This is a genomic window from Pseudomonas sp. G11 (genome assembly GCF_029457515.1).
Taxonomy (GTDB): Bacteria; Pseudomonadota; Gammaproteobacteria; order Pseudomonadales; family Pseudomonadaceae; genus Aquipseudomonas; species Aquipseudomonas gorinensis.
Map to the genome: position 1 here is coordinate 831,289 of NZ_CP120377.1, position 24,612 is coordinate 855,900.

At 61.1% G+C, this 24,612-nt stretch carries 15 protein-coding genes; 6 read left to right on the top strand and 9 right to left on the bottom strand.

All coding sequences use genetic code 11. From position 1 onward, the window contains the following. Window positions 1–137 precede the first annotated feature (137 nt). Window positions 138–1,763 (bottom strand): methyl-accepting chemotaxis protein, encoded by a 1,626-nt coding sequence (locus tag P2T68_RS03755; RefSeq protein ID WP_024073012.1) that lies wholly within the window; start codon window positions 1,761–1,763, stop codon window positions 138–140. Window positions 1,764–2,040: 277 nt separating this feature from the next. Here P2T68_RS03755 and P2T68_RS03760 point away from each other — a divergent pair, with 277 nt between their 5' ends. Together P2T68_RS03760 and P2T68_RS03765 are read left to right on the top strand one after the other, a co-directional pair. Next, window positions 2,041–2,271 carry a hypothetical protein gene (locus P2T68_RS03760; RefSeq protein WP_024073014.1) on the top strand — a complete coding sequence of 77 codons (231 nt, stop codon included), beginning with the start codon at window positions 2,041–2,043 and terminating at the stop codon, window positions 2,269–2,271. Then, window positions 2,268–2,561, top strand: coding sequence for a cell division protein ZapA (locus P2T68_RS03765; RefSeq protein WP_024073015.1), 294 nt, complete (start codon window positions 2,268–2,270; stop codon window positions 2,559–2,561). The genes P2T68_RS03760 and P2T68_RS03765 overlap by 4 nt, the downstream gene beginning before the upstream one ends. 123 nt (window positions 2,562–2,684) lie before the next feature. Here the strand turns inward: P2T68_RS03765 and P2T68_RS03770 are convergent, their stop codons facing one another. The 3 genes from P2T68_RS03770 to putA form a co-directional block, all read right to left on the bottom strand. Further along, complete coding sequence (locus P2T68_RS03770) at window positions 2,685–3,116, bottom strand: hypothetical protein (protein WP_277379074.1); 432 nt, start codon at window positions 3,114–3,116, stop codon at window positions 2,685–2,687. A gap of 131 nt (window positions 3,117–3,247) precedes the next feature. Next, entirely contained in the window at window positions 3,248–5,050 is a 1,803-nt protein-coding gene (locus P2T68_RS03775; protein WP_024073017.1) for an acyl-CoA dehydrogenase, read from the bottom strand. A 229-nt stretch (window positions 5,051–5,279) separates the two neighbouring features. Further along, on the bottom strand, window positions 5,280–9,233 hold the full coding sequence (gene putA / locus P2T68_RS03780) for a trifunctional transcriptional regulator/proline dehydrogenase/L-glutamate gamma-semialdehyde dehydrogenase (RefSeq protein WP_024073018.1): 3,954 nt from the start codon (window positions 9,231–9,233) through the stop codon (window positions 5,280–5,282). A gap of 461 nt (window positions 9,234–9,694) precedes the next feature. Here putA and putP point away from each other — a divergent pair, with 461 nt between their 5' ends. From putP to P2T68_RS03795, 3 genes are all read left to right on the top strand, one after another. Further along, a complete protein-coding gene (gene putP / locus P2T68_RS03785; RefSeq protein WP_024073019.1) occupies window positions 9,695–11,179 on the top strand; it encodes a sodium/proline symporter PutP in 1,485 nt (494 codons plus the stop codon). Window positions 11,180–11,381: 202 nt separating this feature from the next. Continuing rightward, window positions 11,382–13,214 (top strand): type VI secretion system tip protein VgrG, encoded by a 1,833-nt coding sequence (gene tssI, locus P2T68_RS03790; RefSeq protein WP_024073020.1) that lies wholly within the window; start codon window positions 11,382–11,384, stop codon window positions 13,212–13,214. Then, entirely contained in the window at window positions 13,211–13,924 is a 714-nt protein-coding gene (locus P2T68_RS03795) for a DUF4123 domain-containing protein (protein WP_223817921.1), read from the top strand. The genes tssI and P2T68_RS03795 overlap by 4 nt, the downstream gene beginning before the upstream one ends. Here the strand turns inward: P2T68_RS03795 and P2T68_RS03800 are convergent. After that, a complete protein-coding gene (locus tag P2T68_RS03800; protein ID WP_150292191.1) occupies window positions 13,910–15,187 on the bottom strand; it encodes an O-acetylhomoserine aminocarboxypropyltransferase/cysteine synthase family protein in 1,278 nt (425 codons plus the stop codon). The genes P2T68_RS03795 and P2T68_RS03800 overlap by 15 nt on opposite strands. A 230-nt stretch (window positions 15,188–15,417) precedes the next feature. On the opposite strand from P2T68_RS03800, the gene rlmJ reads away from it, so the two are divergent. Beyond that, complete coding sequence (gene rlmJ, locus P2T68_RS03805; protein WP_277379075.1) at window positions 15,418–16,254, top strand: 23S rRNA (adenine(2030)-N(6))-methyltransferase RlmJ; 837 nt, start codon at window positions 15,418–15,420, stop codon at window positions 16,252–16,254. 128 nt (window positions 16,255–16,382) lie between these two features. Here the strand turns inward: rlmJ and msrA are convergent, their stop codons facing one another. The 4 genes from msrA to aceE all read right to left on the bottom strand — a co-directional run bounded on the left by msrA (window position 16,383) and on the right by aceE (window position 24,434). After that, complete coding sequence (msrA, locus tag P2T68_RS03810) at window positions 16,383–17,030, bottom strand: peptide-methionine (S)-S-oxide reductase MsrA (RefSeq protein ID WP_024073024.1); 648 nt, start codon at window positions 17,028–17,030, stop codon at window positions 16,383–16,385. A 72-nt stretch (window positions 17,031–17,102) separates the two neighbouring features. Next, window positions 17,103–19,796 carry a GGDEF and EAL domain-containing protein gene (locus P2T68_RS03815; RefSeq protein WP_024073025.1) on the bottom strand — a complete coding sequence of 898 codons (2,694 nt, stop codon included), beginning with the start codon at window positions 19,794–19,796 and terminating at the stop codon, window positions 17,103–17,105. A gap of 307 nt (window positions 19,797–20,103) precedes the next feature. Then, window positions 20,104–21,777: a dihydrolipoyllysine-residue acetyltransferase gene (aceF, locus tag P2T68_RS03820; RefSeq protein WP_277379076.1), complete on the bottom strand. Its 1,674-nt coding sequence runs from the start codon at window positions 21,775–21,777 to the stop codon at window positions 20,104–20,106. Between the two features lie 11 nt (window positions 21,778–21,788). Beyond that, window positions 21,789–24,434, bottom strand: coding sequence for a pyruvate dehydrogenase (acetyl-transferring), homodimeric type (gene aceE, locus P2T68_RS03825; RefSeq protein ID WP_024073027.1), 2,646 nt, complete (start codon window positions 24,432–24,434; stop codon window positions 21,789–21,791). Between the last annotated feature and the right edge of the window lie 178 nt (window positions 24,435–24,612).

Here is a 24,612-nt window from a genome sequence, read left to right on the forward strand (position 1 = left end):
AGCTTTTTCTGATTCATATAGATCCAAATGTGGGAGGGGGCTTGCCCCCGATTACGCTGTATCAGAATCAGATGTGCTGATTGACACACTGCTATCGGGGGCAAGCCCCTCCCACCTTCTTGACCCAGTTGTATCAGTTAGAGGCGGAAGCGCCCGACCATCCCGTTCAAATCCACCGCCAGGCGCGACAGCTCACCGCTCGCCGCACTGGTCTGGCTGGCGCCGGTTGCCGATTGCACCGACAAGTCGCGGATATTCACCAGGTTGCGGTCCACTTCCCGCGCCACCTGGGCCTGTTCTTCCGCCGCGCTGGCGATGACCAGGTTGCGCTCGTTGATCTCGATGATCGCCGTGTTGATGGTGTCCAACGACATACCTGCGCCTTTGGCGATGTTCAGCGTCGATTCCGCGCGCTCGGTGCTGTTACGCATCGAGTCCACGGCGTGCTCGGTGCCGGCCTGGATGCTGCCGATCATGCGCTCGATTTCGCTGGTGGATTGTTGGGTGCGATGGGCCAGGGCCCGCACTTCATCGGCCACCACGGCAAAACCGCGGCCGGCTTCGCCCGCCCGCGCCGCTTCAATCGCCGCGTTCAGGGCCAGCAGGTTGGTCTGGTCGGCCAGGCCGCGAATCACGTCGAGTACCTTGCCGATATCACGGGACTCATTGGCCAGCTCGCCAATCAGCGTGGCAGTGGCTTGCACGTCGCCACTCATGCGCTCGATGGCGCTGACGGTTTCCTGTACCAGGTCGCGGCCGTCACCGGCAGAGGTGGTGGCGTTGCGCGAGGCCTCGGAGGTGCTCACCGCATTGCGCGCGACTTCCTCGACGGCGCTGGTCATCTCGTTGACGGCGGTGGCGGCTTGTTCGATTTCGTTGTTTTGCTGGGTCAGGCCGCGAGCGCTTTCATCCGTGACCGCGTTCAGTTCTTCCGCGGCGGAAGCCAACTGGGTGGCCGAGCCGGCGATGCGTTGCAAGGTGTCGCGCAGTTTGTCCTGCATCTTCGTCATCGCCGCCAGCAGGCGACCGGCCTCGTCGTTGCCGTCGACCTTGATCGGCCGCGTGAGGTTGCCTTCGGCGATTTCTTCCGCGGCATCCAGGGCCTGGGAAATCGGCACGGTGATGCTGCGGGTCAACAGCCAGGCGAACAACAACGTCAGCGCGGTGGCGATCACCAGCAGGCCCACCACCAGGTCAAAGGCCAGGTTGTACTGGTCTTCGGCTTGTTGGTTGGTGGCCAGGGCCATCTTGTTATTAATCTCCAGCAGGCGCGTGAGTACGGCGTTGACCTGCTCGGAGTTGCTCAGCAATTCGGTGTTGAGCAGGCTGCGCAATTCCTCCATCTGGTTGGCGCGCGACAAGCTCTTCATGCGCTCTTCGATCTGATGGTATTGGCTGAGCAAACGTACGTACTCGTCGTAGGTCGAGCGTTCCTCGCTGCTGTCGATCAGTTTTTCGTAGACACCCTGTGCTGTGCGAATCTGCTGGTTGCGCAGGTCAAAGGCTTCCAGGGTTTTTTGCTGCACATCCGGTTCGCGGTTGGTCAGCAAGCGGTATGACAGCACCCGCAGGCGCAGGGTCAGTTGGGTGAATTCATCAAGGGCGCGAATGCTCGGCACGCTGGACAGGGTGATGTCTTCCGCGGCGCCACGGATCTTGCTCATCTGGTTCAGGGCGAATACACCGAGAAACAACATAAGTGCACCAATCAACGCGAAGCCTAGGAAGGCGCGCGGCGCGATATTCATATTACGAAGAGACATGCTGGAGTCCTGGGGGAGGAGCGCGATCCATGCGGCCATGAGACGGGGTGTGCATCGCATATCGGCCGTACGACTAAAGTCTAAAGGGGCGTGTGCTTTTGTCGCATCTGACGAGGGGTTGCACCGATTCCGGAACCAGATGGGGTAAATGCAGTCACTAAGGCTCGAAAGTGCGGCCCGGCCCTTAACTATCGGGCTGCGCGCCGGGGATAACCCTGGCATCCGAGGTGAATTTTCTTTATCGTCACCGCCCTTTTAAAAAGCCAGAGAAATCAAAATGTTAGAAGCATCCCTCAGCCAACTGGAACAACTGGTCAGCGACCTGGTACAGCAGAATCAAGACCTGCTGGGCAGCAACGAGGCCCTCAAGGCCGAACTGGCCCGCGCCAAGGATGAGAACGACAGCCTGCAACTGAACCTGATGGAGCAGGAAGAAAAGCACGGTGCCACCGCCGCGCGCATTCAAGCACTGGTTGAACGCGTGAGCGCAGGGCCTGTCAGCGCATGAACCAAGGGATAAAGGTCGTTTCGATTCTCGGAGAGGATTACTCGATCAAGGCACCGGCCGGGGAAGATCAAACCCTGATGCACGCCGTGACGATGCTCAAGGCCTCGCTGGCCACCACCAAGAAAAAGTACCCGACCCTCATCGGTGACAAATTACTGGTGCTGGCCGCGCTGAACCTGTGCGCCGAGCAGATCGAAATGCAGCAGCGTCACCAGCAGGAACTCGACCGTTACCAAGAGCAAGTCAGCGCCACGGTCGAGGTGATTTCGAAGGCGATCGGGCAGCCTTGATACTGCCGTTGAACCGATGGCTGCATGCCAGGCGGTATCTAACCGCAAACTCGGCGATACGCTCCCATCTACCGGGAGCGTATGCCTGCTGAACATGGGCGCGTCGCTTTTGAATGTTCAGCCTTAACCCAGGTAATAGCCGATCGTCAGTCGGCCCCCTGACATAGGGCGATAGTATTTTCGAAGCACGGACGCTGTTTGGTTTGATCTGTCGGTCAAGCGATCGCCAATGGTGATGGAGAACACGTATTCGGGGTTGTGTTCCGTCCCTGGTACTTCCGGGAACGCGCGATCATTTTTAACAGTAAAGACCACTTCGACTTTGCGCGCCGAGGCGGGCTCTGTTGTCGCTTTTTCTGAAAATACGGCTTCGACGGTGTAGCGGTTTTTCTCCTCGCCCACGTCAGGCAGCAGCTTGTATGTTTTCTCGGTGCAAACGTAGGTCTTGTCTACGATCCACTCCTCACCGATTCTGATCAAAACATCTTCCGGCGCATCACCGACATAGCTGGATGTGCCGATGTTTTTTTGTTGAAGCATGATTTTCGTTTTCATTGATGTTGATCCTATGCGTAGTCGCGCTGCAGAAAAAACTGCACTTATCCCGAATACGGCAAGACAACGTTCAGGGCATACGATTCTATCTGCCTCTCGTGTGATCAACACCTGTCAACCTTGACAGGTGCTTAGTACCATTTGTCCTGCATGTTCAGGCAGGTGTCATCCCTGTTCTCCAGCAGGCGCAATTCGTGATGACAACCCGGCACCTCCCACGTCAGGAAATACCGCGCAGCCTGGAGCTTGCCTTTATAGAAGTCGACATCCGCTGCATTGCCCTTGGCCAACCCTTCCTCGGCGCGAATCGCCTGTTCCAGCCAGCGCCAACCGATCACCGTGTGCCCGAATACCTTCAGGTACAGCGCCGAGTTCGCCAGGCTGCTGTTGACCTTGCCTTGGGCGAGATCGGTCAGCAGGCCAATCGTGACGCTTTGCAGGCGGGCCACCAGGTGTTCCAGCGGTTCCCTCAGGGCGGTCAGCGAAGGGTATTTCTGCGCGCGTGCGCCGGTCTCGGCGATCAACCGAATCAACTGTTTTAGACCAGCGCCGCCGTTCTGTGCGAGCTTGCGCCCGAGCAAATCCAGGGACTGGATGCCGTGGGTGCCTTCGTGGATCGGGTTCAGGCGGTTGTCGCGGTAGTACTGTTCCACCGGGTATTCACGGGTGTAACCGTGGCCGCCGAGGATCTGGATCGCCAGCTCGTTGGCCTTCAGGCAGAACTCCGAAGGCCAGGATTTGACGATGGGGGTGAGCAGGTCCAGCAGTTCGTGGGCTTGCCGGCGTTCGATGTCGGTGGCCAGGGTGGTGGTGTCATCGAACAGCCGAGCGGCATATAGGCCCAGGTCGAAGGCGCCTTCGACGTAGGCTTTCTGGGTCAGCAACATGCGCTTGATATCGGCGTGCTGGATGATGGACACCGGTGCAGTGGTCGGGTCCTTGCTGTCCGGCAGGCGGCCTTGGGGGCGTTCGCGGGCGTACTCCAACGAGTAGAGGTAACCGGCGTAGCCGAGCATCACCGCGCCCATGCCCACGCCGATACGTGCTTCGTTCATCATCTGGAACATGCAGCTCAGGCCCTGGTGGGGTTTGCCCACCAGGTAGCCGACGCAGTGGCCGTTATCGCCGAAATTCAGCGCTGTGGACGTGGTGCCGCGCCATCCCATCTTGTGGAACAGCCCGGCCAGCAACACATCGTTGCGCGCCCCCAGGCTGCCGTCGTCGTTGACGAGGAATTTGGGCACGATAAACAGCGAAATGCCCTTCACCCCGGCTGGTGCGTCCGGCAACTTGGCCAACACCATGTGCACAATGTTTTCCGACAGCGGATGGTCGCCGCCGGAGATGAAGATCTTGTTGCCCTTGAGGCGATAGCTGCCGTCGGCCGCAGGCTCCGCGCGGGTTCGGATATCTGATAGGGAGGAGCCGGCATGGGGTTCGGTCAGCGCCATGGTGCCGAAGAAGCGGCCCTCGATCATCGGCTGCAGGAAGCGTTGTTTCTGCTCCTCGGTGCCGAAGCTTTCGATCAGGTTGGCTGCGCCCATGGTCAGGAACGGGTAGGAAGTAGAGGCGGCGTTGGCGGCTTGGAAGTGGGCGAAACAGGCCTGGGACAGCAGGGTGGGTAGCTGCATGCCACCGGCTTCGAAACTGCGCGCAGCATTGAGGAAACCGGCTTCCAGAAAGGCATCCACGGCGGGTTTCACTTCTGGAATCAGAATTGCCTTGCCGTCTTCGTAGCGCGGTTCGTTTTCGTCGTTTTTGCGGTTGTGCGGCGCGAAGTACTTTTCCGCGATGCTGCGCGCGGTGCTGATCGCGGCGTCGAAGGTTTCGCGGTTGTGTTCGGCAAACCGCTCGCGCTGGGTCAGGCCCTCGGCGTCGAGGACTTCGTACAGCTCGAAAGCCAGATTGCGGGAACTGAGGAGCGTCTCGGACATGGCGGCTTACCTATATGGAGTAGGCCGGAGTCTAAGTGCGCGAATAGAGGCTGGATAGCAAGATTGATTTGGGTGATGAAGAGGCAGAACGCGGGGAGGGGAATTGAAAGGCGATCAAATGTGGGAGGGGGCTTGCCCCGATAGCAGTGTGTCAGTATCCGATGGACTGACTGATACTCCGCTATCGGGGGCAAGCCCCCTCTCACATGTTGACCGTGTTTCGTCAGGGTTAGCCGATGGTCATCAGGCTGGCGTTGCCGCCCGCCGCAGCGGTGTTGACGCTCAACGCTCGCTCGATCACCAGGCGCTCCAGGGCAATTGCCGTTTCCCCTTGGGACAGACCATGCACGCCGACAATCGCCCCGCCACGCTGGGCCACTTGCTGGCACACCGCACGCAGTTGGTCGGAATCGCCGTGGTGCAGGACCGCGTCGAACACCACTTCGTCTTTGGTCCAGTCCGCCACGCGTTTGATCTTCGCCTGAATCTCCTTCGGCAGGCGTGTGAACACGGCTTTGGTCAGGTCAGTTTCCGGCCATACCGCTGAACCGCCAACGGCCAAGACCGCCGCGAGCTGGGTCAGCAGGTCGCCTTCGACTTCCGCCAGGCACAACACGTGCTCGCGAGGCAGGATGGCGTAGCTGTTGCGCTCGCCGGTCGGGCCGGCCAGTTGGCGAGTGATACCGCTTTGCGATTGCGCGGCGAACTGCGTGCACAGGGCGCTCAGTTCGCTGAACTTATTGCTGTCGGCCCAGGTTTTCAGGGCGTTCAGCGGTTGGCTCATGGCGTCGCGCAGGCGCACATCGGGTGCAGTCAGCTTGTCGCCGCGTACGAAGGATTGCTCGATGGCATCCGTAGGACGGGTCGACAGCAGGCGATACAGGTACAACGGGCCACCGGCTTTCGGGCCGGTCCCCGACAGGCCTTCGCCGCCGAATGGCTGTACGCCGACCACGGCCCCGACGATGTTGCGGTTCACATAGACGTTACCGGCATTGACGTTGTCGATCACCTTGGCGATGGTCTCGTCGATGCGGGTATGCACACCCAGGGTCAGACCGTAGCCGGAGGCGTTGATCTGGCCGATGAGCTGGTCGATTTCTTTGCGCTTGTAGCGCACCACGTGCAGTACCGGGCCGAAGATTTCCCGTTGCAGCTCGTCGAAGCTTTCCAGCTCGATCAGGGTCGGCATCACGAAGGTGCCACGCTTGATCTCTTCGCCATCGGCAATCGCCACCTGATACACATTGCGGCCTTTGTCGCGCATGGCCTGGATATGTTTCTCGATGCCGGCCTTGGCTTCGGCGTCGATCACCGGGCCGATATCCACCGACAGGCGCTCCGGGTTGCCCAGGCGGCATTCCGCCATGGCGCCCTTGAGCATTTCGATCACGCGGTCTGCCGAATCTTCCTGCAGGCACAGGACGCGCAGGGCCGAGCAACGTTGGCCGGCGCTATCAAACGCGGACGACACCACATCGATGACCACTTGTTCGGTCAGCGCCGAGGAGTCGACGATCATTGCGTTCTGGCCGCCGGTTTCGGCGATCAGCGGGATCGGACGACCCTGGGCATCCAGGCGCCCGGCGACGCTGCGTTGCAGCAGGCGCGCGACTTCGGTGGAACCGGTGAACATCACGCCTTTGACGCGATCATCACCGACCAGGCGTGCCCCCACACTTTCACCCTGGCCTGGCAGCAGTTGCAGCACGCCTTCCGGGATACCGGCTTCGAGCAGGATGCGCACGGCTTGGGCGGCAACCAGTGGGGTCTGTTCGGCAGGCTTGGCCAGCACCGGGTTACCGGCGGCCAGTGCCGCGGCGACTTGGCCGCTGAAGATCGCCAATGGGAAGTTCCATGGGCTGATGCAGACCACCGGGCCCAACGGGCGATGGGCATCGTTGGTAAAGTCGTTGCGCGCCTGTACCGCGTAGTAGCGCAGGAAGTCCACGGCTTCACGCACTTCGGCGATGGCGTTGGCGAAGGTCTTGCCGGCTTCGCGTGCCAGCAGGCCCATCAGTGGCTGGATCTCGCCTTCCATCAGGTCGGCGGCCCGTTCCAGGATCGCGGCGCGCTCGGCGGGCGGGGTGGCCTGCCAGATCGGGCCGGCGTTGATGGCGCACTGGATCGCGTTATCGACGTCTTCGACGGTGGCTTCCTGTACGTGGCCGACCACATCGCGCAGGTCGGACGGGTTCAATACCGCTGCCGCTGCTTGATTGCTGGCGGCGCATCCGAGCATCGGCGCGGCTTTCCAGTCGTTGTGCGCAGTGGCCAGCAGGGCGCAGGAGAGCGACGCCAAGCGGTGTTCGTTGGCCAGGTCGATACCGGCCGAGTTGGCGCGGTCGCTGCCGTACAGGTCACGCGGCAGCGGGATACGCGGGTGCGGCAGGCCGAAGCCGCCTTCCAGCGTCGCCATCTGCTCGATGCTGGCCACTGGATCGGCCACCAGCTCCTGAATCGAGATCGATTGGTCGGCGATACGGTTGACGAACGAGGTGTTGGCGCCGTTTTCCAGCAGGCGGCGTACCAGGTAGGCCAGCAGTGTTTCGTGGGTGCCGACTGGTGCATAGACGCGGCACGGACGGTTCAGCTTGCCTTCCGACACCTTGCCCACGACCTGTTCGTACAGGGGTTCACCCATGCCATGCAGGCATTGGAACTCGTACTGGCCGGGGTAATAGTTCTGACCGGCGATATGGTAGATGGCCGACAGCGTATGGGCGTTGTGCGTGGCGAACTGAGGGTAGATGGCTTCCGGCACCGACAGCAGTTTGCGTGCACAGGCAATGTAGGAAACGTCGGTGTACACCTTGCGTGTGTATACCGGGTAGCCTTCCAGGCCTTCGACCTGGGCGCGCTTGATTTCGCTGTCCCAGTAAGCGCCTTTCACCAGGCGGATCATCAGGCGATGGCGGCTGCGGCGCGCCAGGTCGATGACGTAGTCGATCACATACGGGCAGCGCTTCTGGTACGCCTGGATCACGAAACCGATGCCGTTCCAGCCGGTCAGTTGCGGCTCGAAGCACAGGCGTTCGAGCAGGTCCAGGGACAGCTCCAGGCGGTCGGCTTCCTCGGCGTCGATGTTCAGGCCGATATCGTATTGCTTGGCCAGCAGGGTCAGGGACAGCAGGCGCGGGTACAGCTCGTCCATCACGCGTTCGTACTGCGCGCGGCTGTAGCGCGGGTGCAGTGCCGACAACTTGATGGAGATGCCCGGGCCTTCATAAATCCCGCGACCATGGGACGCTTTGCCGATGGAATGAATGGCTTGTTCGTACGACGCGAGGTATTTCTGCGCATCGTGTTCGGTCAGTGCGGCTTCACCGAGCATGTCATAGGAATAGCGGAAACCCTTGGCTTCGAACTTGCTCGCATTGGCCAGGGCTTCGGCGATGGTTTCGCCGGTGACGAATTGTTCGCCCATCAGGCGCATGGCCATGTCGACGCCCTTGCGGATCATCGGCTCGCCGCTCTTGCCGATGATGCGGCTCAGGGACGAGGTGAGGCCGGCTTCGTTGTGGGTGGCGACCAGTTTCCCGGTCAGCAGCAAGCCCCAGGTGGCGGCATTGACGAACAGCGACGGGCTGTTGCCCAGGTGCGGCTGCCAGTTGCCGGTGCTGATCTTGTCGCGGATCAGCGCGTCACGCGTGCCTTTGTCCGGGATGCGCAGCAGCGCTTCGGCCAGGCACATCAGTGCCACGCCTTCCTGGGATGACAGGGAAAATTCCTGCAACAGGCCCTGGACAATACCGGCACGGCCGCCGGCGCTCTTCTGGTTGCGCAGTTTTTCGGCAATCGAAGCGGCCAGCTTGTTGGTGGCTTCGGCCATCTGCACTGGCAGGCGAGCCTGCTCGATGAGCATCGGCACCACTTCTGGTTCGGGGCGACGGTAAGCGGCGGTGATCGAGGCGCGCAGTACCGATTGCGGCAGGATGCTCTCGGCGAACTCCAGGAAGCATTGGTGGGCGTGGTCGGCCTGAACCTCACCGGCATCATCGGCATCCTTGCTGCTCAAGCCATTGAGCTCGGTCAGGGTTGCACCACCCTCGAGTTTCTCCAGGTAATTGAAAATCGCCTGCTTGATCAGCCAGTGCGGCGTGCGATCAATGGAGGTCGCGGCGGCCTTCAGGCGCTCGCGGGTCGGGTCGTCGAGTTTGACCCCAAGGGTGGTCGTAGCCATTTTCTTATCCTCATGGGTGCCACTACCGAGTGGCATCAGCTGGCGGCAAGATTAGCTTTGCGCATGAAGAGGTGCAACCGGGTGCAACCCTTTTTGTTCAGGAAATTTTCGATGCTTCATCGGAAAAAAACCGGCCTTCGACGGAATCGGCTTGGTATTGGTGCATTTGCTTCTGAGATCGGCTGTTCTTGCTCCGAAAAGGAGCAAAAACGCGCTGTTTTCTCGAATTTACACCTGGGTGCAACTTATTCCCCAGAAACTGGTTGCACCTTATTTGCTTTGTTGAATAGCATTCGCGCCCAAGGTGCAACCGCCTTCAGGGTTCGGTTCATCGGCTGGCGGCTTTCCTGGGGAAACGCCAGTCATAAATGCACGGCACGCCGGTTCGTCTACCCCACTATCCACGGGTGGCCGTCCGACAGACCGTCGCTACATAAAAACAAAGCCAGGGCGTCACTCTAATGAGCGTTAGCAATCCCACCCTGATCACGTTTGTGATCTACATCGCAGCAATGGTACTGATCGGCCTCATGGCCTATCGCTCCACCAACAACCTTTCCGATTACATCCTGGGCGGCCGCAGCCTCGGTAGCGTGGTGACGGCCTTGTCGGCCGGAGCTTCCGACATGAGTGGCTGGTTGTTGATGGGCTTGCCGGGCGCAATCTACATGTCCGGCCTGTCGGAAAGCTGGATCGCCATCGGCCTGATCGTCGGTGCCTACCTCAACTGGCTGTTCGTGGCCGGTCGCCTGCGGGTACAGACCGAACATAACGGCGACGCCTTGACCCTGCCGGACTACTTCTCCAGCCGTTTCGAAGACAAGAGTGGCCTGCTGCGGATCATCTCCGCGGTGGTGATCCTGGTGTTCTTCACCATCTATTGCGCCTCCGGCATCGTGGCCGGTGCCCGTCTGTTCGAAAGCACCTTTGGGATGTCCTACGAGACGGCCTTGTGGGCGGGTGCTGCGGCGACGATTGCCTACACCTTCGTCGGTGGTTTCCTGGCGGTGAGCTGGACCGACACCGTACAAGCCACCCTGATGATCTTCGCGCTGATCCTGACGCCGATCATCGTGCTGTTGGCCACCGGTGGCGTCGATACCACCTTCCTGGCGATCGAAGCGAAGAACCCCGACAACTTCAACATGCTGAAAAACACCACCTTCATCGGCGTCATTTCGCTGATGGGCTGGGGCCTGGGTTATTTCGGCCAGCCGCATATCCTCGCGCGTTTCATGGCGGCGGACTCGGTGAAGTCGATCGCCAACGCACGACGCATCTCCATGACCTGGATGATCCTGTGCCTGGGCGGCACCGTCGCCGTAGGCTTCTTCGGTATTGCTTACTTCTCGGCGCACCCGGAAGTGGCCGGCCCGGTCAATGAGAACCACGAGCGTGTGTTCATCGAGCTGGCCAAGCTGCTGTTCAACCCCTGGATCGCGGGTGTGCTGCTGTCAGCCATCCTGGCGGCGGTGATGAGTACCCTGAGCTGCCAGTTGCTGGTGTGCTCCAGCGCCCTGACCGAAGACTTCTACAAGACTTTCCTGCGCAAGAACGCCTCCCAGGTTGAACTGGTGTGGGTCGGTCGCGCCATGGTGCTGCTGGTGGCCTTGATCGCCATCGCCATGGCCGCCAACCCGAACAACCGTGTCCTCGGCCTGGTCAGTTATGCCTGGGCCGGTTTCGGTGCGGCATTCGGCCCTGTGGTGCTGATCTCGGTGATCTGGAAACACATGACCCGTAACGGCGCACTGGCCGGTATCCTGGTCGGCGCGATTACGGTGATCGTGTGGAAGCACTTCGCGTTACTGGGCCTGTACGAAATCATTCCAGGCTTCATCTTTGCCAGCCTGGCGATCTACATCGTCAGCAAGCTGGGCGCACCGACTGCCGGTATGGTCGAGCGTTTTGATGCAGCGGAAAAAGACTACAACCTCAACAAGTAATTCGCCGAGTGCTGAGCACTCGTTGAGTTGAGAAAGGCCCGCCTCCTTCGGATGGCGGGCCTTTTTTTGGCCTGCGATTCGTTCGGCTCTAAGAAAACCCAGACGCTCAGTTGTAGGGATTTACTGATTTGCCTGAAGCGTGCCCAGTGGGGTGTGGGGCTGGTGCAAAATCGCTCGCCCACCCTTTGCAGAGAAACACCGGATGTTCGCTCCTGCCAATCAAAGTGCCTTCACCCTGACCCTGGATGGGGTTGCCAGTGATCTCAAGGTCTACAGCTTCAAAGGCCAGGAAACCCTGAGCCAGCCCTATTGCTTTGATCTTGAAGTGGTGGGTGAGCAGCCGGACCTTGACTTGGAAAGCCTGATGCATCGCGAGGCGTTTCTGGGATTCGCCCCCCAGGGCCACGGTATCCATGGCCTGGTTTATCTCGCCGCCCAAGGCGACGCCGGCCGGCGCCTGACCCGCTATCAGTTGCGCCTGGTGCCGCAGCTGGCTTACCTGCAACACAGCAGTCATCAACGTATTTTCCAGGGTAAGACGGTGCCGCAGATCATTTCGCTGGTGCTGGAAGGGCAGGGGTGCCAGGGCGATACCTTCGAGTTTCGCCTGAGTGGCAAATACCCTGAGCGGGAGTATTGCGTGCAGTTTGATGAGACCGATCTGGCGTTCGTACAGCGCTTGTGCGCCGAGGTGGGTATTCACTATCACTTCCAGCATTCGCCGGACAGGCACTTGCTGGTGTTTGGTGACGACCAGACGGTATTTGCCCAGGCCGAGCAGGCCACGCCCTATCACCCCGGTTCGGGAATGGTGGCGGATACGCCGGCGATCAAGCGCTTTACCGTAAGAGTCCAGGCCCGCACCACGGCGGTCAGCCTGCGCGACTACGACTTTTCCAAGCCGAATGTGACATTGGAAAGTGCGGTGGCCGGGGAGCAGTTCCCGCGCCTTGAAGAGCAGCGCTATCCGGGCCGCTTCAGCGACCGTTCCCATGGCAAGTACCTCGCGCAGCGCGCCTTGGAACGTCACCGCTGTGATCATCGCCTGGCTCATGGCAGCAGCGATCAGTCGGCCATGCTCTGTGGCCAGTTTCTACGGCTCGCCGGTCACCCCCGTGAGGAGTGGAATGATTTGTGGCTGGTGACGGCCGTTACCCACGAGGGGTTGCAACCCCAGGTGCTGGAGGACTCGGTGACGCAAGTGCCGGGCGCTGAGTTTCGCCAGGGCTATCGCAACGACTTTGTCGCCGCCCCCTGGGATGTCACGTTTCGTCCACCTTTGCCGCAGGCTCGTACGTTGGTCGCCGGTTACCAGAATGCCGTGGTGACCGGCCCCGGTGGCAGCGAGGTTCATTGTGACGCCTTGGGGCGGGTCAAGGTGCAAATGGCGTGGGACCGCGCCGGGCAGCACGACGAACACTCCAGTTGCTGGCTGCGGGTGGCCAGTGGTTGGGCTCATCAGCGCTATGGTTCGATGTTGATCCCGCGGGTCGGCATGGAGGTGTTGGTCGGGTTCGTCAATGGTGACGTCGACATGCCGATGGTGATGGGCTGCGTGCCCAATGCGGTGACGCCCGTGCCGCTGACGTTGCCGGCTGACAAGACCCGCAGCATCTTTCGCAGCCAGAGCAGCCCCGGTGGGGGTGGGTACAACGAGCTGTGCATCGAGGACCGCAAAGGTGCCGAGGAAATCTACCTGCGCGCCGAGCGTGACTGGCGCCAGCAGGTGTTGCACGACTTCCGTCTGCAGGCCGGCCAGGACATGGCGTTCAACGCGGGGCAGCGGGTTACGGTGGACGCAGCGGGAAGTATCACGCTGCAGGCGGGAGGGCATTCGATCACGGTATCGGCGGCGGGGATTTTCAGCAGTGCGCCGATTCAACTCAGTGCCGCGCCGGCGAGTGTGCCTGCGGTTCCCCCGGTGTTGCTGGGCATGGCGCAGGTACTCAATTTCAAGCGCAGCGCACCATTTTGCGCGGAATGTGAGCGATGCAAGAACGGCGTCTGCACCACGACCCATGGCGGTGCCCTGTGATCGCCCCCCGCGAATGGCTGAAGCGTGACCCCCTGCAGCCAGGGGAGCAATTGTTTGCCGTGTTGGGCAGCGCCAGCGATTATTGCCCCGTTGCAGCCTGGCGCGAGTCGGGAGAGCAACCCCCCGAGGCGATCTGGGCTGGAACCGAATACGCTCAATGGGAACCGGTGATGCCCCATGCCGCAGTGGTTGCCGTGGACAGCGCATTTCTGGATTGGGCGGCTGAGTGCGAGGGCCGCGATTGGGGCTGGTTGGCGGTGTCCACCTGTCCGTTATCGACCGTCGTGGCGCATTTGCGCAGCCTGACCAAAGTGCTGATGCCGGATGGGCAAGCAGTGTTCTTCCGCTTTTGGGACGGGACTTACCTGCTGCCGATGCTGCAAGCGATGGGTTCGGAGGCGAAGGCGATGTTGCCGGTGTTTCATCGTTACTGGATCAACGGTGAGCTGCATGCGCTGGCAAGCAGCGGAGCAGGGCCGGCCAAAAGCAGCCCGTGGTGGGCGATGTCGGAGGCAGTACTCCAGGCCCTGGCCGATCACTCCAGCGTCACCCAGGTGGAAAACCTGCTGCAATGGCTGGAGGAGGAGCGGCCCGATTTGCATGGGGCCTTTGCGGCTGCGACCTTGAGGCACAAGGTCGCCTATTTCGTGCGTATGCCGCACGCAACCCCGGCGGCACTGGCCGATTACCTGGCCTTAGAGTCGGGCTGACGCCAGCGCCTGTTGCAAATCATCGATCAGGTCTTCGATCGCCTCGATGCCCACTGACAACCGAATCATTTCTGGCTTCACGCCGGCCTTGGCCTGTTCCTGTTCGTTCATCTGTCGATGGGTGGTGGAGGCTGGATGGCAGGCCAGGGACTTGGCATCGCCGATATTGACCAGACGTTTGAAGATTTGCAGCGCATCGTAGAAGCGCACGCCGGCGTCGTAGCCGCCCTTCAAGCCGAAGGACAGGATCGCCGACGGCTTGCCCTGCATGTATTTCTGCGCCAGCGCGTAGTGCGGGTGGTCCGGCAGCCCGGCATAGCTGACCCATTCGACCTCGACGTGGTGTTGCAGGAACTGTGCGATCTTCAGGGCGTTCTCGGTGTGGCGTTCCATACGCAGGGCGAGGGTCTCCAGGCCTTGCAGCAACAGAAAGGCATTCATGGGGGCGAGCGCCGCGCCGGTATTGCGCAGGGGCACGGTGCGCGCGCGGGCGATAAAGGCGGCAGGGCCGAATTTCTCGGTGTAGACCACACCGTGGTAAGCCGGCTCGGGCTGGTTGAGGCCGGGGAATTTTTCCGGGTATTTCGTCCACGGGAACGTGCCACTGTCGACGATCACGCCGCCGAGGGAATTGCCATGCCCGCCGACATACTTGGTCACTGAGTGCACGACGATATCGGCGCCGAACTGGATCGGCTTGCACAGGATCGGCGTGGCCACGGTGTTGTCCACCATCAGCGGCACGCCGCGGGCGTGGGCGACGTTGGCCAGGGCTTCGAGGTCGATGATATTACCCGCCGGGTTGCCGATGCTTTCGCAGTACACCAGCCTGGTATTGTCATCGATCAGCTCGGCGATGGCTTCGGCAGAGTCGTTGCGTGCGAAGCGCACGTCGACGCCAAAGCTCGGTAGCAGGTGGGCGAACAGGGTGTAGGTGCCGCCATAGAGTTGCGGGGTGGTGACGATATTGTCGCCGGCACGGGTCAGGGTCTGGATCGCATAGTGGATTGCCGCGCTGCCGGCGGAGACCGCCAGGGCGGCGATGCCGCCTTCCAGTGCGGCCATGCGCTGCTCAAGTACATCGTTGGTCGGGTTCATGATCCGCGTGTAGATGTTGCCGGGCACATCCAGGTTGAACAGGTCGGCGCCATGCTGGGCGTTATCGAATTCAAAGGCGACGTTCTGGTAGATCGGTACGGCAACGGCCTTGGTGGTCGGGTCCGATTTGAAACCGTGGTGCAGTGCGAGGGTGGCGTCTTTCATAATTGTTATTGACCTCCTTGGAGAGTGGGCGCTGGCTTGCCGGTGATGGCCCCATCGCGCAGTGCAGGTAATACCGCGTCGCTTACATCATGGGCAAGCCCGCACAGTCTGTAGGGATTAGATTGTTTTCAGCGGTTGTCCTGTATTTGCGGCATAAGCACCGCCTGGCATGCGGCCCTGCACCTTTGCCCCGGTAGAAGGTAAACTTCGCCCCCTGCGCAGGAGCAACCATGAATTATCGTCACGCCTTTCACGCCGGCAACCATGCCGATGTCTTCAAACACCTGACCTTGACCCGCCTCATCGCCCTGATGTCGCGCAAGGAGCAGCCGTTCGCCTATCTCGACACCCATGCCGGCATTGGCCTGTACGACTTGCAGGGCGACCAGGCCAACCGCACGGGTGAGTACCTGGAAGGCATCGCCCGGCTGTGGGGCGAGAGCGACCTGCCGCCGCTGACCGCCGATTACATGCGCGTACTGCACGAGATGAACCCGGACGGCCAGTTGCGCTACTACCCCGGCTCGCCCGAGCTGGCCCGCCGCCTGACACGGCCTCAGGACCGTGTGCTGCTCAATGAAAAGCACCCGGAAGACGGCGTGTTACTCAAGGACAACATGAAGGGTGATCGTCGGGTCAAGGTGCACTTGGGCGAGGGCTGGCACGTGCCGCGAGCCCTGTTGCCGGTGCCGGAGAAACGCGCGTTGATGCTGATCGACCCGCCGTTCGAACAACTCGATGAGATGCAGCGCTGCGCGGCGTCCCTCAAGGAAGCGGTGGGCCGCATGCGCCAGACGGTCGCGGCGATCTGGTATCCGGTAAAGGACCAGCGCATGTTGCGCCGCTTCTACCAGGACCTGGCCGGCACCGGTGCACCGAAGTTATTGCGTGTGGAGTTGCTCGTGCATCCGCTGGACACCCCCAGCACCCTGACCGGCTCGGGCCTGGCGATCGCCAACCCGCCGTGGGGCCTGGAGGAGGAGTTGCGTGAGCTGCTGCCGTGGCTGTCCAAGAAGCTGGGCCAGACCCAGGGTGGGTGGCAGATGGATTGGCTTATTGCCGAGTAACCACGTCTGGCGCTAAACCAATGTGGGAGGGGACTTGCCCCCGATTGTGGTATGTCAGTTACAGATGTACCGACTGACGCTCCGCTATCGGGGGCAAGCCCCCTCCCACATTTTGATTCATGTTGATCTTAGATCGGGCAGGTCACGCCGGTACCGCCAATCCCGCAGTAGCCCTGCGGGTTCTTCGCCAGATACTGTTGGTGATAGGCCTCGGCGAAGTACACCGTCGGTGCTTCGTCGATTTCCGTGGTGATAGTGCCCAGGCCCGCTTTGGTCAGTTCGGCCTGATAGGCCTCGGCACTGGCCTTCGCTGCCGCCAGCTGTTCAGGCGTAGTGGCATAGATCACCGAGCGGTATTGGCTGCCGATGTCATTGCCCTGGCGCATGCCCTGGGTCGGGTTATGCAGTTCCCAGAACATCTTCAGCAGGTCTTCGTATTTGACCTTGGCCTGGTCGTATACCACCAGCACCACTTCGCTGTGGCCGGTCAGGCCCGAGCAGACTTCTTCGTAGGTCGGGTTCGGTGTGAAGCCGCCGGCGTAGCCGACCACGGTACTGACTACGCCGTCGCGCTGCCAGAACTTGCGTTCCGCGCCCCAGAAACAACCCAGGCCGAAGATTGCGAAACCGACGTCGTCGAGGAATGGGCCCAGCAGTGGGTTGCCGTTGACGAAGTGCGTCTCTGGCAGCGCCATCGGGGTTTCACGGCCAGGCAAAGCTTGTTCTTGAGTAGGAAGCACGTTTTTGTTCACCAGAATTTCCGAGCGCAAGACCATGATCAGTCCTCTCAGTCAGATTGAGTTAGGTAAAAATTCAGACCGCCAGTGTGCCCGAGTGTTACCGCGCTGTCAGGCGATTGGCCCGCGCGGGTAGCGTTTAAGCTTCTCGAGCAGTTCTGAGCCGGGGATGGGCCGGTCGAACAGGTAGCCTTGGCCGACGTCGCAACGATGCCGACGCAGGAATGCCAATTGTTCGGAGGTCTCAATGCCCTCGGCCACGACCTTGAGCTTGAGGTTGTGGGCCATGGCGATCACGGCCGAGGTGATTTCCATGTCGTCCTGGTTGTCCGGGATCTCGTGGATAAAGCTGCGATCGATCTTAATGATGTCGATGGGGAATTTTTTCAAGTAGCTGAGCGACGAGTAGCCGGTGCCGAAATCGTCCATCGCCAGGGTCAGGCCGAAGCTTTTCAGTTGGTCCAGTTGCAGGCGCGTGTCCTCGGTGGCTTCCAGCAGCAAGCCTTCGGTCAGTTCCAGTTCCAGCAGGTTGGCTGGCAGCTCTTCTTCCTTGAGGATCGCGGCAATCGAGGCCACCAGGTCCGGGTCGGAAAACTGTTTGGGCGACAGGTTGATCGCCACCTGCAAGTTGCCCATGCCGGCGGCGCTGAGTCGTTTGCTCATGCGGCATGCCTGGCGCGCGATCCATTTGCCGATGGGGATGATCAGCCCGGTCTCTTCTGCCACGCTGATGAACTGGTCGGGGCGGATCATGCCCTTTTCCGGGTGGTTCCAGCGCAACAACGCCTCCATGCCCAGCAAGCGACCGCTGCGCAGGCACAGCTTGGGCTGGTAGAACACATCCAGCTCGTTCTGGGTCAGGGCGCGGCGCAGGTTGTTTTCCACGAACAGCTTGTAGCTGGCCTCGGCATTCAGCGCCTCGGTAAACACCTGCACCTGGTGTTTGCCGTTGGCCTTGGCCTTGTGCAGCGCCAGGCCGGCGTTACGCATCAGGGTTTGCGGGTCGCGCCCATGTAGCGGCGCACAGGCCAGGCCCACGGAGCCGGTGACGCTGATTAATTGGTTGTCGACGAACATCGGTTTGTCGAGGGTCGCCAACAACTGGCTGGCGACCTGCTGGCCACTCTCCAGGTCAGTGTCGTCGAGCAGTACCGCAAACTCGTTGCTGGCGAAGCGTGCCAGGCTGCCGCCGGCGCTGAGGCTGTTACGCAGGCGACGGGCCAGGCTGATCAACAGTTTGTCGCCAGTCTGGTGGCCGAGGCTGTCGTTGATCCGCTTGAAGTTGTCGATGTCCACCAGCAGCAGGCTGATCGGGCTGTCGCTGTCGCGGGCAAAGCGCTCGTCGAGGTTGCGGATAAACGCCGGACGGTTACCCAGGTTAGTCAGGTTGTCGGTATAGGCCAGGCGCTCGATACGCTGCTGGGCCAGCTTGGTCTGGGTGATGTCTTCGTAGATGCCGATGTAGTGGGTCAGTTCACGGTTGTCGCCGTAGACCTTGGAGATCGACAACTGGCCCCAGTAGGGTTCCAGGTTCTTGCGTCGGCTCTTGAACTCGCCCTGCCAGCTGTTGCTCTGGGCCAGGCTGGAAGGGGCGTCGAACAGCAGCTCGCTGAGGTTCTCCAGCGCCGGTAATTGTGCCAGGCGGTGGCCGTGGACTTCTTCGGTGCTGTACTGGGTGATCGCGGTAAAGCTGGGGTTGACGTACTCCACCACGCCATCGCAATTGACCAGCAGGAAGGCGTTGGCGCTTTGTTCCACCGCGCGCTGGAACAGGTGCAAGGCGCTGGTGGCGGTGCGGCGGTTGTGGTTGTTGATGACCTGGGCGAACTGGTCGGCCAGCTCGCCGGCAAAGGCGATCTCGTCGGACTGCCAGGCCCGCGGGCTGCCGGTCTGCTCCAGGCACAACACGCCAACCACCTGGCCATCCACCCGGATGCTCGCGTCGAGCATGGCGTACACATCCTTGGCCCGCAGGGATTCGGCCATCTCCCGGGTCCGCGGGTCGCGCATGGCATTGGTGGCATCGATGGCCCGGCTGGTTTGCAGGGCTTCCAGGTAGTCCGGAAAGCCACTGGCATCGATCGGTTCGGGCAAATGGTACTGCTGATCGGCGTGGCGGTAAGCCGAGATCGGTACCAGACGCTGGCCTTCGAGGTTCCAGATACTGGCGCAACCGATCTGGTAGATATCGCAGGCGCTACGGGTGATCAGCTCGGCGGCTTCCTGCAGCGAATTATTCGTGGTGTAGCGCTGGCGGGCCAGCAGCAGGATCAGCTCCTGCTGGGCGCGCACCCGCTCCAGGTGTTGCAATTGCTCCTGTTGCGCACGCTGGTTGAGTTCCAGCGCAATCTGCAGGCGGCTGTTCTGGCTTTCCAGGTCCGTTGTCGGGGCATCGGAAGGCGGGGCGTTGAAGAGGCCGTCGACCACCATCAGGTAGCCACGCAGCAGGTGACGATTGTGCTGTTTGTAGGCTTCTCCCATTTCCAGCACGCTCAGCGGGCCATTGCTGGTGTGCAAGGTGTAGCGCACCAGATAGTGGGGGCTCTGGGCCAGTTGCTGCTGGATGGCGTCATGCAGCTGATAGCGCGCCTGTGGCTCCATCAGGCTGGCGTACGGAGAACCGATCAGGGCGCACAGCTCCACCGCCGGCAGGCCGAATTGGCGCTCGCAATTGGGGTCCAGGTACAGCAGGGCCCAGCTTGCCTCATTAAGCCGCTCGAAACGCAGCATACCGAGGCGCGAAGGCACCGGTAATTGCGTCACTACCTCGGCCGCCGTACGGGCGACATCGGGTTGGCTTTTCATGGGGGAAGCTCACTTGAAAAAACGCACTCGGCGCCGGGCTCGCGCCCTCTTTACTGTTGCCTGCGGCAAGGTTGCATCATGCAGCACAGGCTGACAAGAGAGGATGAAGGCTAAGTGCTATATGTGTGTTATCGGCTGCGTGGAGGATTTCTGCAATCGGGGGGATGGGTGGTGTACAACCCTGTTTCCCCCGTCCAACAATTGCCCAAAAAAAAGCCCCGCCAAGTGGCGGGGTTGAGGTACGAGCGTGGCGCTCGGAAAACGGTGCAACCAGGCCTCCCGGGGTGAACGGGAGGCCTGTGGAGGCTTACAGCAAGATGGTACGGATGTCGTTCAACAGCTGGCTCAGGCGCTGGGTGAAGCGCGCAGCGGCCGCGCCGTTGATCACACGGTGATCGTAGGACAACGACAGTGGCAGCATCAGCTTCGGCTGGAACGCTTTACCATCCCAGACAGGCTGGATAGTGGCCTTGGACACGCCCAGGATCGCCACTTCCGGCGCGTTGACGATTGGCGTGAAGCCAGTGCCGCCAATGTGACCGAGGCTGGAGATGGTGAAGCAAGCGCCTTGCATGTCGTCGGCGGTGAGCTTTTTGTCGCGGGCCTTGGCCGCCAGCGCAGCAGCCTCGGCCGCAAGTTGCAGCAGGCTCTTCTGGTCGACGTTCTTGATGACCGGTACCAGCAGGCCATCCGGGGTGTCGACCGCAAAGCCGATATGCACGTACTTCTTGCGAATGATCGCCTTGCCGCTTGGGGCCAGCGAACTGTTGAAGTCCGGCAGCTCCTTGAGCAGGTGCGCGCAGGCCTTGAGCAGCAGTGGCAGCACGGTCAGTTTTACACCAGCCTTCTCGGCCACGGCTTTCTGCGCAACGCGGAAAGCTTCGAGGTCGGTGATGTCAGCCTGGTCGAACTGGGTCACGTGCGGGATGTTCAGCCAGCTGCGGTGCAGGCTCGACGCGCCGATCTGCATCAGGCGGGTCATCGGCACTTCTTCGGTCTCGCCGAAGCGGCTGAAGTCCACGACCGGGATCGGTGGAATGCCCGCGCCGCCAGTAGCAGTGCCGGCAGCCGGAGCTTCCTTGGCTTTCTGCATCATGGCCTTGACGTAGACCTGCACGTCTTCCTTCAGCACCCGACCGTGTGGGCCGGTGGCCGATACGGCGCTCAGCTCGACGCCGAATTCACGCGCCAGTTGGCGAACCGCCGGGCCTGCGTGGACCTTGGCACCGCTTGGCGCAGGTGCGGCAGCCGCCGGGGCCGGAGCGGCCTCGGCTTTTGCAGCAGGTGCAGGTGCAGGTGCAGGGGCGGCGGCGGCCGGAGCGGCTTCAGCCTTGGCGGCCGGGGCGGCCGGGGCGGCAGCGGGTGCTGGAGCCGCAGCCGGTGCAGCGCCTTGGACTTTCAGCTTAAGGATGAAGTCGCCAGTGCCGACTTCGTCTTCCAGCTTGACCGCGATGCTTTCCACCACGCCGGCAGCCGGCGATGGGATTTCCATCGAGGCCTTGTCGGACTCCAGGGTGATCAGCGACTGGTCGGCTTCGACGGTGTCGCCGACCTTGACCAGCAGCTCGATGATCTTGGCCTTGCCCGACGAGCCGATGTCTGGAACATGAATGTCCTGGACAGTGGCGGCGGCAGGTGCAGCCGCAGCCGCCGGGGCTGCAGGAGCCTCGGCAGCCGCCGGTTTTTCAGCGGGGGCAGGTGCAGCAGCGGCAGCAGGAGCCGCTGCCGCAGGGGCCGCATCGGCGGCGCCTTCGATTTCCAGCTCCAGCAGTTCGTCGCCTTCTTTAAGGCGGTCGCCCAGCTTCACTTTCAGGCTCTTGACCACGCCGGCCTTGGGAGCAGGGATTTCCATGCTCGCCTTGTCCGATTCCAGGGTCAGGATGCTCTGGTCGGCTTCGACGGTGTCGCCGACCTTCACAAACAGCTCGATTACTTCACCTTCACCGCTGCCGATGTCAGGTACGCGAATGAGTTCGCTCACAAAAAGTCTCCTCAGCAGTCCAGTGGGTTGCGTTTTTCCGGGTTGATCCCGAACTTGACGATAGCGTCAGCCACCACCTTAGGTTCGATCTCACCACGGTCAGCCAAGGCTTCCAGGGCTGCCAACACCACGAAATGACGGTCGACTTCGAAGAAGTGACGCAGCTTCTTGCGGCTGTCACTGCGGCCGAAACCGTCGGTGCCCAGGACTTTGAATTCCTTGGACGGGACCCACTGGCGAATTTGTTCAGCAAACAGCTTCATGTAGTCGGTGGAGGCAATGACAGGGCCCTTACGGCCGGTCAGGCACTCTTCGACATAGCTCTGCGCAGGCTTCTGGCCTGGGTGCAGGCGGTTGTTGCGCTCGACGGCCAGGCCATCGCGACGCAGTTCGTTGAAGCTGGTCACGCTCCATACGTCGGCGCCGACGTTGAACTCGTCACGCAGGATCTTCGCCGCTTCACGCACTTCGCGCAGGATGGTGCCGGAGCCCATCAGTTGCACGTGGTGTGCCGCTTCCTTGGTGTCTTCTTCGAGCAGGTACATGCCCTTGATGATGCCTTCCTCCACGCCGGCCGGCATGGCTGGCTGCTGGTAGGATTCGTTCATCACGGTGATGTAGTAGAAAACGTCCTGCTGCTCTTCGGTCATCTTCTTCATGCCGTCCTGGATGATCACCGCCAGCTCATAGCCGTAGGTTGGATCAAAGGTGCGGCAGTTCGGGATGGTGGCAGCCAGGATGTGGCTGTGACCGTCTTCGTGTTGCAGGCCTTCGCCGTTCAGCGTGGTACGGCCGGCGGTACCGCCGATCAGGAAACCACGGGTACGGCTGTCGCCGGCAGCCCAGGCCAGGTCGCCGATACGCTGGAAGCCGAACATCGAGTAGAAGATGTAGAACGGCAGCATTGGCTGGTTGTGGCTGGAGTACGAAGTACCGGCAGCGATGAAGGAGCTCATGGCGCCCGCTTCGTTGATGCCTTCTTCGAGGATCTGGCCCTTCTTGTCTTCCTTGTAGAACATCACCTGGTCTTTATCGACTGGCTCGTAGAGCTGGCCGACGGAGGAGTAGATGCCCAACTGACGGAACATGCCTTCCATACCGAAGGTACGGGCTTCGTCCGGGATGATCGGCACGATACGCGAGCCGATTTCCTTGTCCTTGACCAGCTGCGCGAGGATCCGCACGAAGGCCATGGTGGTGGAGATTTCACGGTCGCCCGAGCCGTCCAGGATTGCCTTGAGGGTATCCAGTGGCGGTGTCGGGATGGTGAAGCTCTTGGCGCGGCGCTGTGGCACGAAGCCACCGAGTGCGGCACGACGCTCGCTCAGGTAGCGGGCTTCGGCGCTGTTCGGCTCCGGCTTGAAGAACGGCAGGTTTTCCAGCTCTTCGTCTTTGACGGGAATGTCGAAGCGGTCGCGGAACAACTTCAGGCTGTCGACATCGACTTTCTTGGTGTTGTGCGCAGTGTTTTTCGCTTCGCCGGCACCGGTGCCATAACCCTTGATGGTCTTGGCCAGGATGACGGTGGGTTGTTCCTTGTGGTTGACCGCTTCGTGGTACGCCGCGTAGACCTTGTACGGGTCGTGGCCGCCACGGTTGAGTTTCCAGATCTCGTCGTCGGACAGGTCTTCAACCATCGCCTTGAGTTCAGGCGTGTTGAAGAAGTGCTCACGCACGAATGCGCCGTCTTTGGCCTTGTAGTTCTGGTACTCGCCGTCGATGACTTCGTCCATGCGACGTTGCAGGATGCCGTCGACGTCCTTGGCCAGCAGTGGGTCCCAGAAACGGCCCCAGATGACTTTGGTCACGTTCCATTGGGCACCACGGAACACGCCTTCGAGTTCCTGGATGATCTTGCCGTTGCCGCGAACCGGGCCGTCGAGGCGCTGCAGGTTGCAGTTGATGACGAAGATCAGGTTGTCCAGCTTCTCGCGGCCGGCCAGGGAGATGGCACCCAGGGATTCCGGCTCGTCACACTCGCCGTCGCCCAGGAAGCACCAGACTTTCTGCTTGCCTGCCGGGATGAAGCCACGGGCTTCCAGGTACTTCATGAAACGTGCCTGGTAGATCGCCTGGATCGGGCCCAGGCCCATGGATACAGTCGGGAACTGCCAGAAATCTGGCATCAGCCACGGGTGCGGGTACGACGACAGGCCGTTACCGTCTACTTCCTGGCGGAAGTTGTTCATGTGTTCTTCGGTGATGCGGCCTTCCATGAACGCACGGGCGTAGACGCCTGGCGAGGTGTGGCCCTGGAAGTAGATCAGGTCGCCGCCGTGTTCTTCGGTAGGGGCCTGGAAGAAGTAGTTGAAGCCGATGTCATACAGGGTGGCGCTGGAAGCGAAGCTGGAGATGTGACCGCCCAGGTCAGAATCTTTCAAGTTCGTGCGCATTACCATCGCCATGGCGTTCCAACGTACCAGCGAGCGAATGCGGCGTTCCATGAACAGGTCGCCAGGCATGCGTGCTTCGTGGGTAACGGGGATGGTGTTGCGGTACGGCGTGGTGATGGCGTAGGGCAGTTGCGAGCCGCTGCGGGTCGCGAGTTCGCCCATACGGGTCATCAGGTAGTGAGCACGGTCTTCGCCTTCTTTGTCGAGAACCGATTCCAGGGCGTCCAGCCATTCCTGGGTTTCGACGGGATCGAGGTCTTGCATGGCTTGCTCCAGGGCGGAAAGGCTACCAGAATCGGTTGCCTGAAGTTTGCGACTGGCCTTGTGGGCAGACGACATAAATTCTTGGATGGCCGAAGGTTGCTTCGGCGTCCTGTAGTTTTACTACAAATCGTCGGCCATTTCAGCCTTTCGAATGTATATACGAGTAGTAAAACTACAC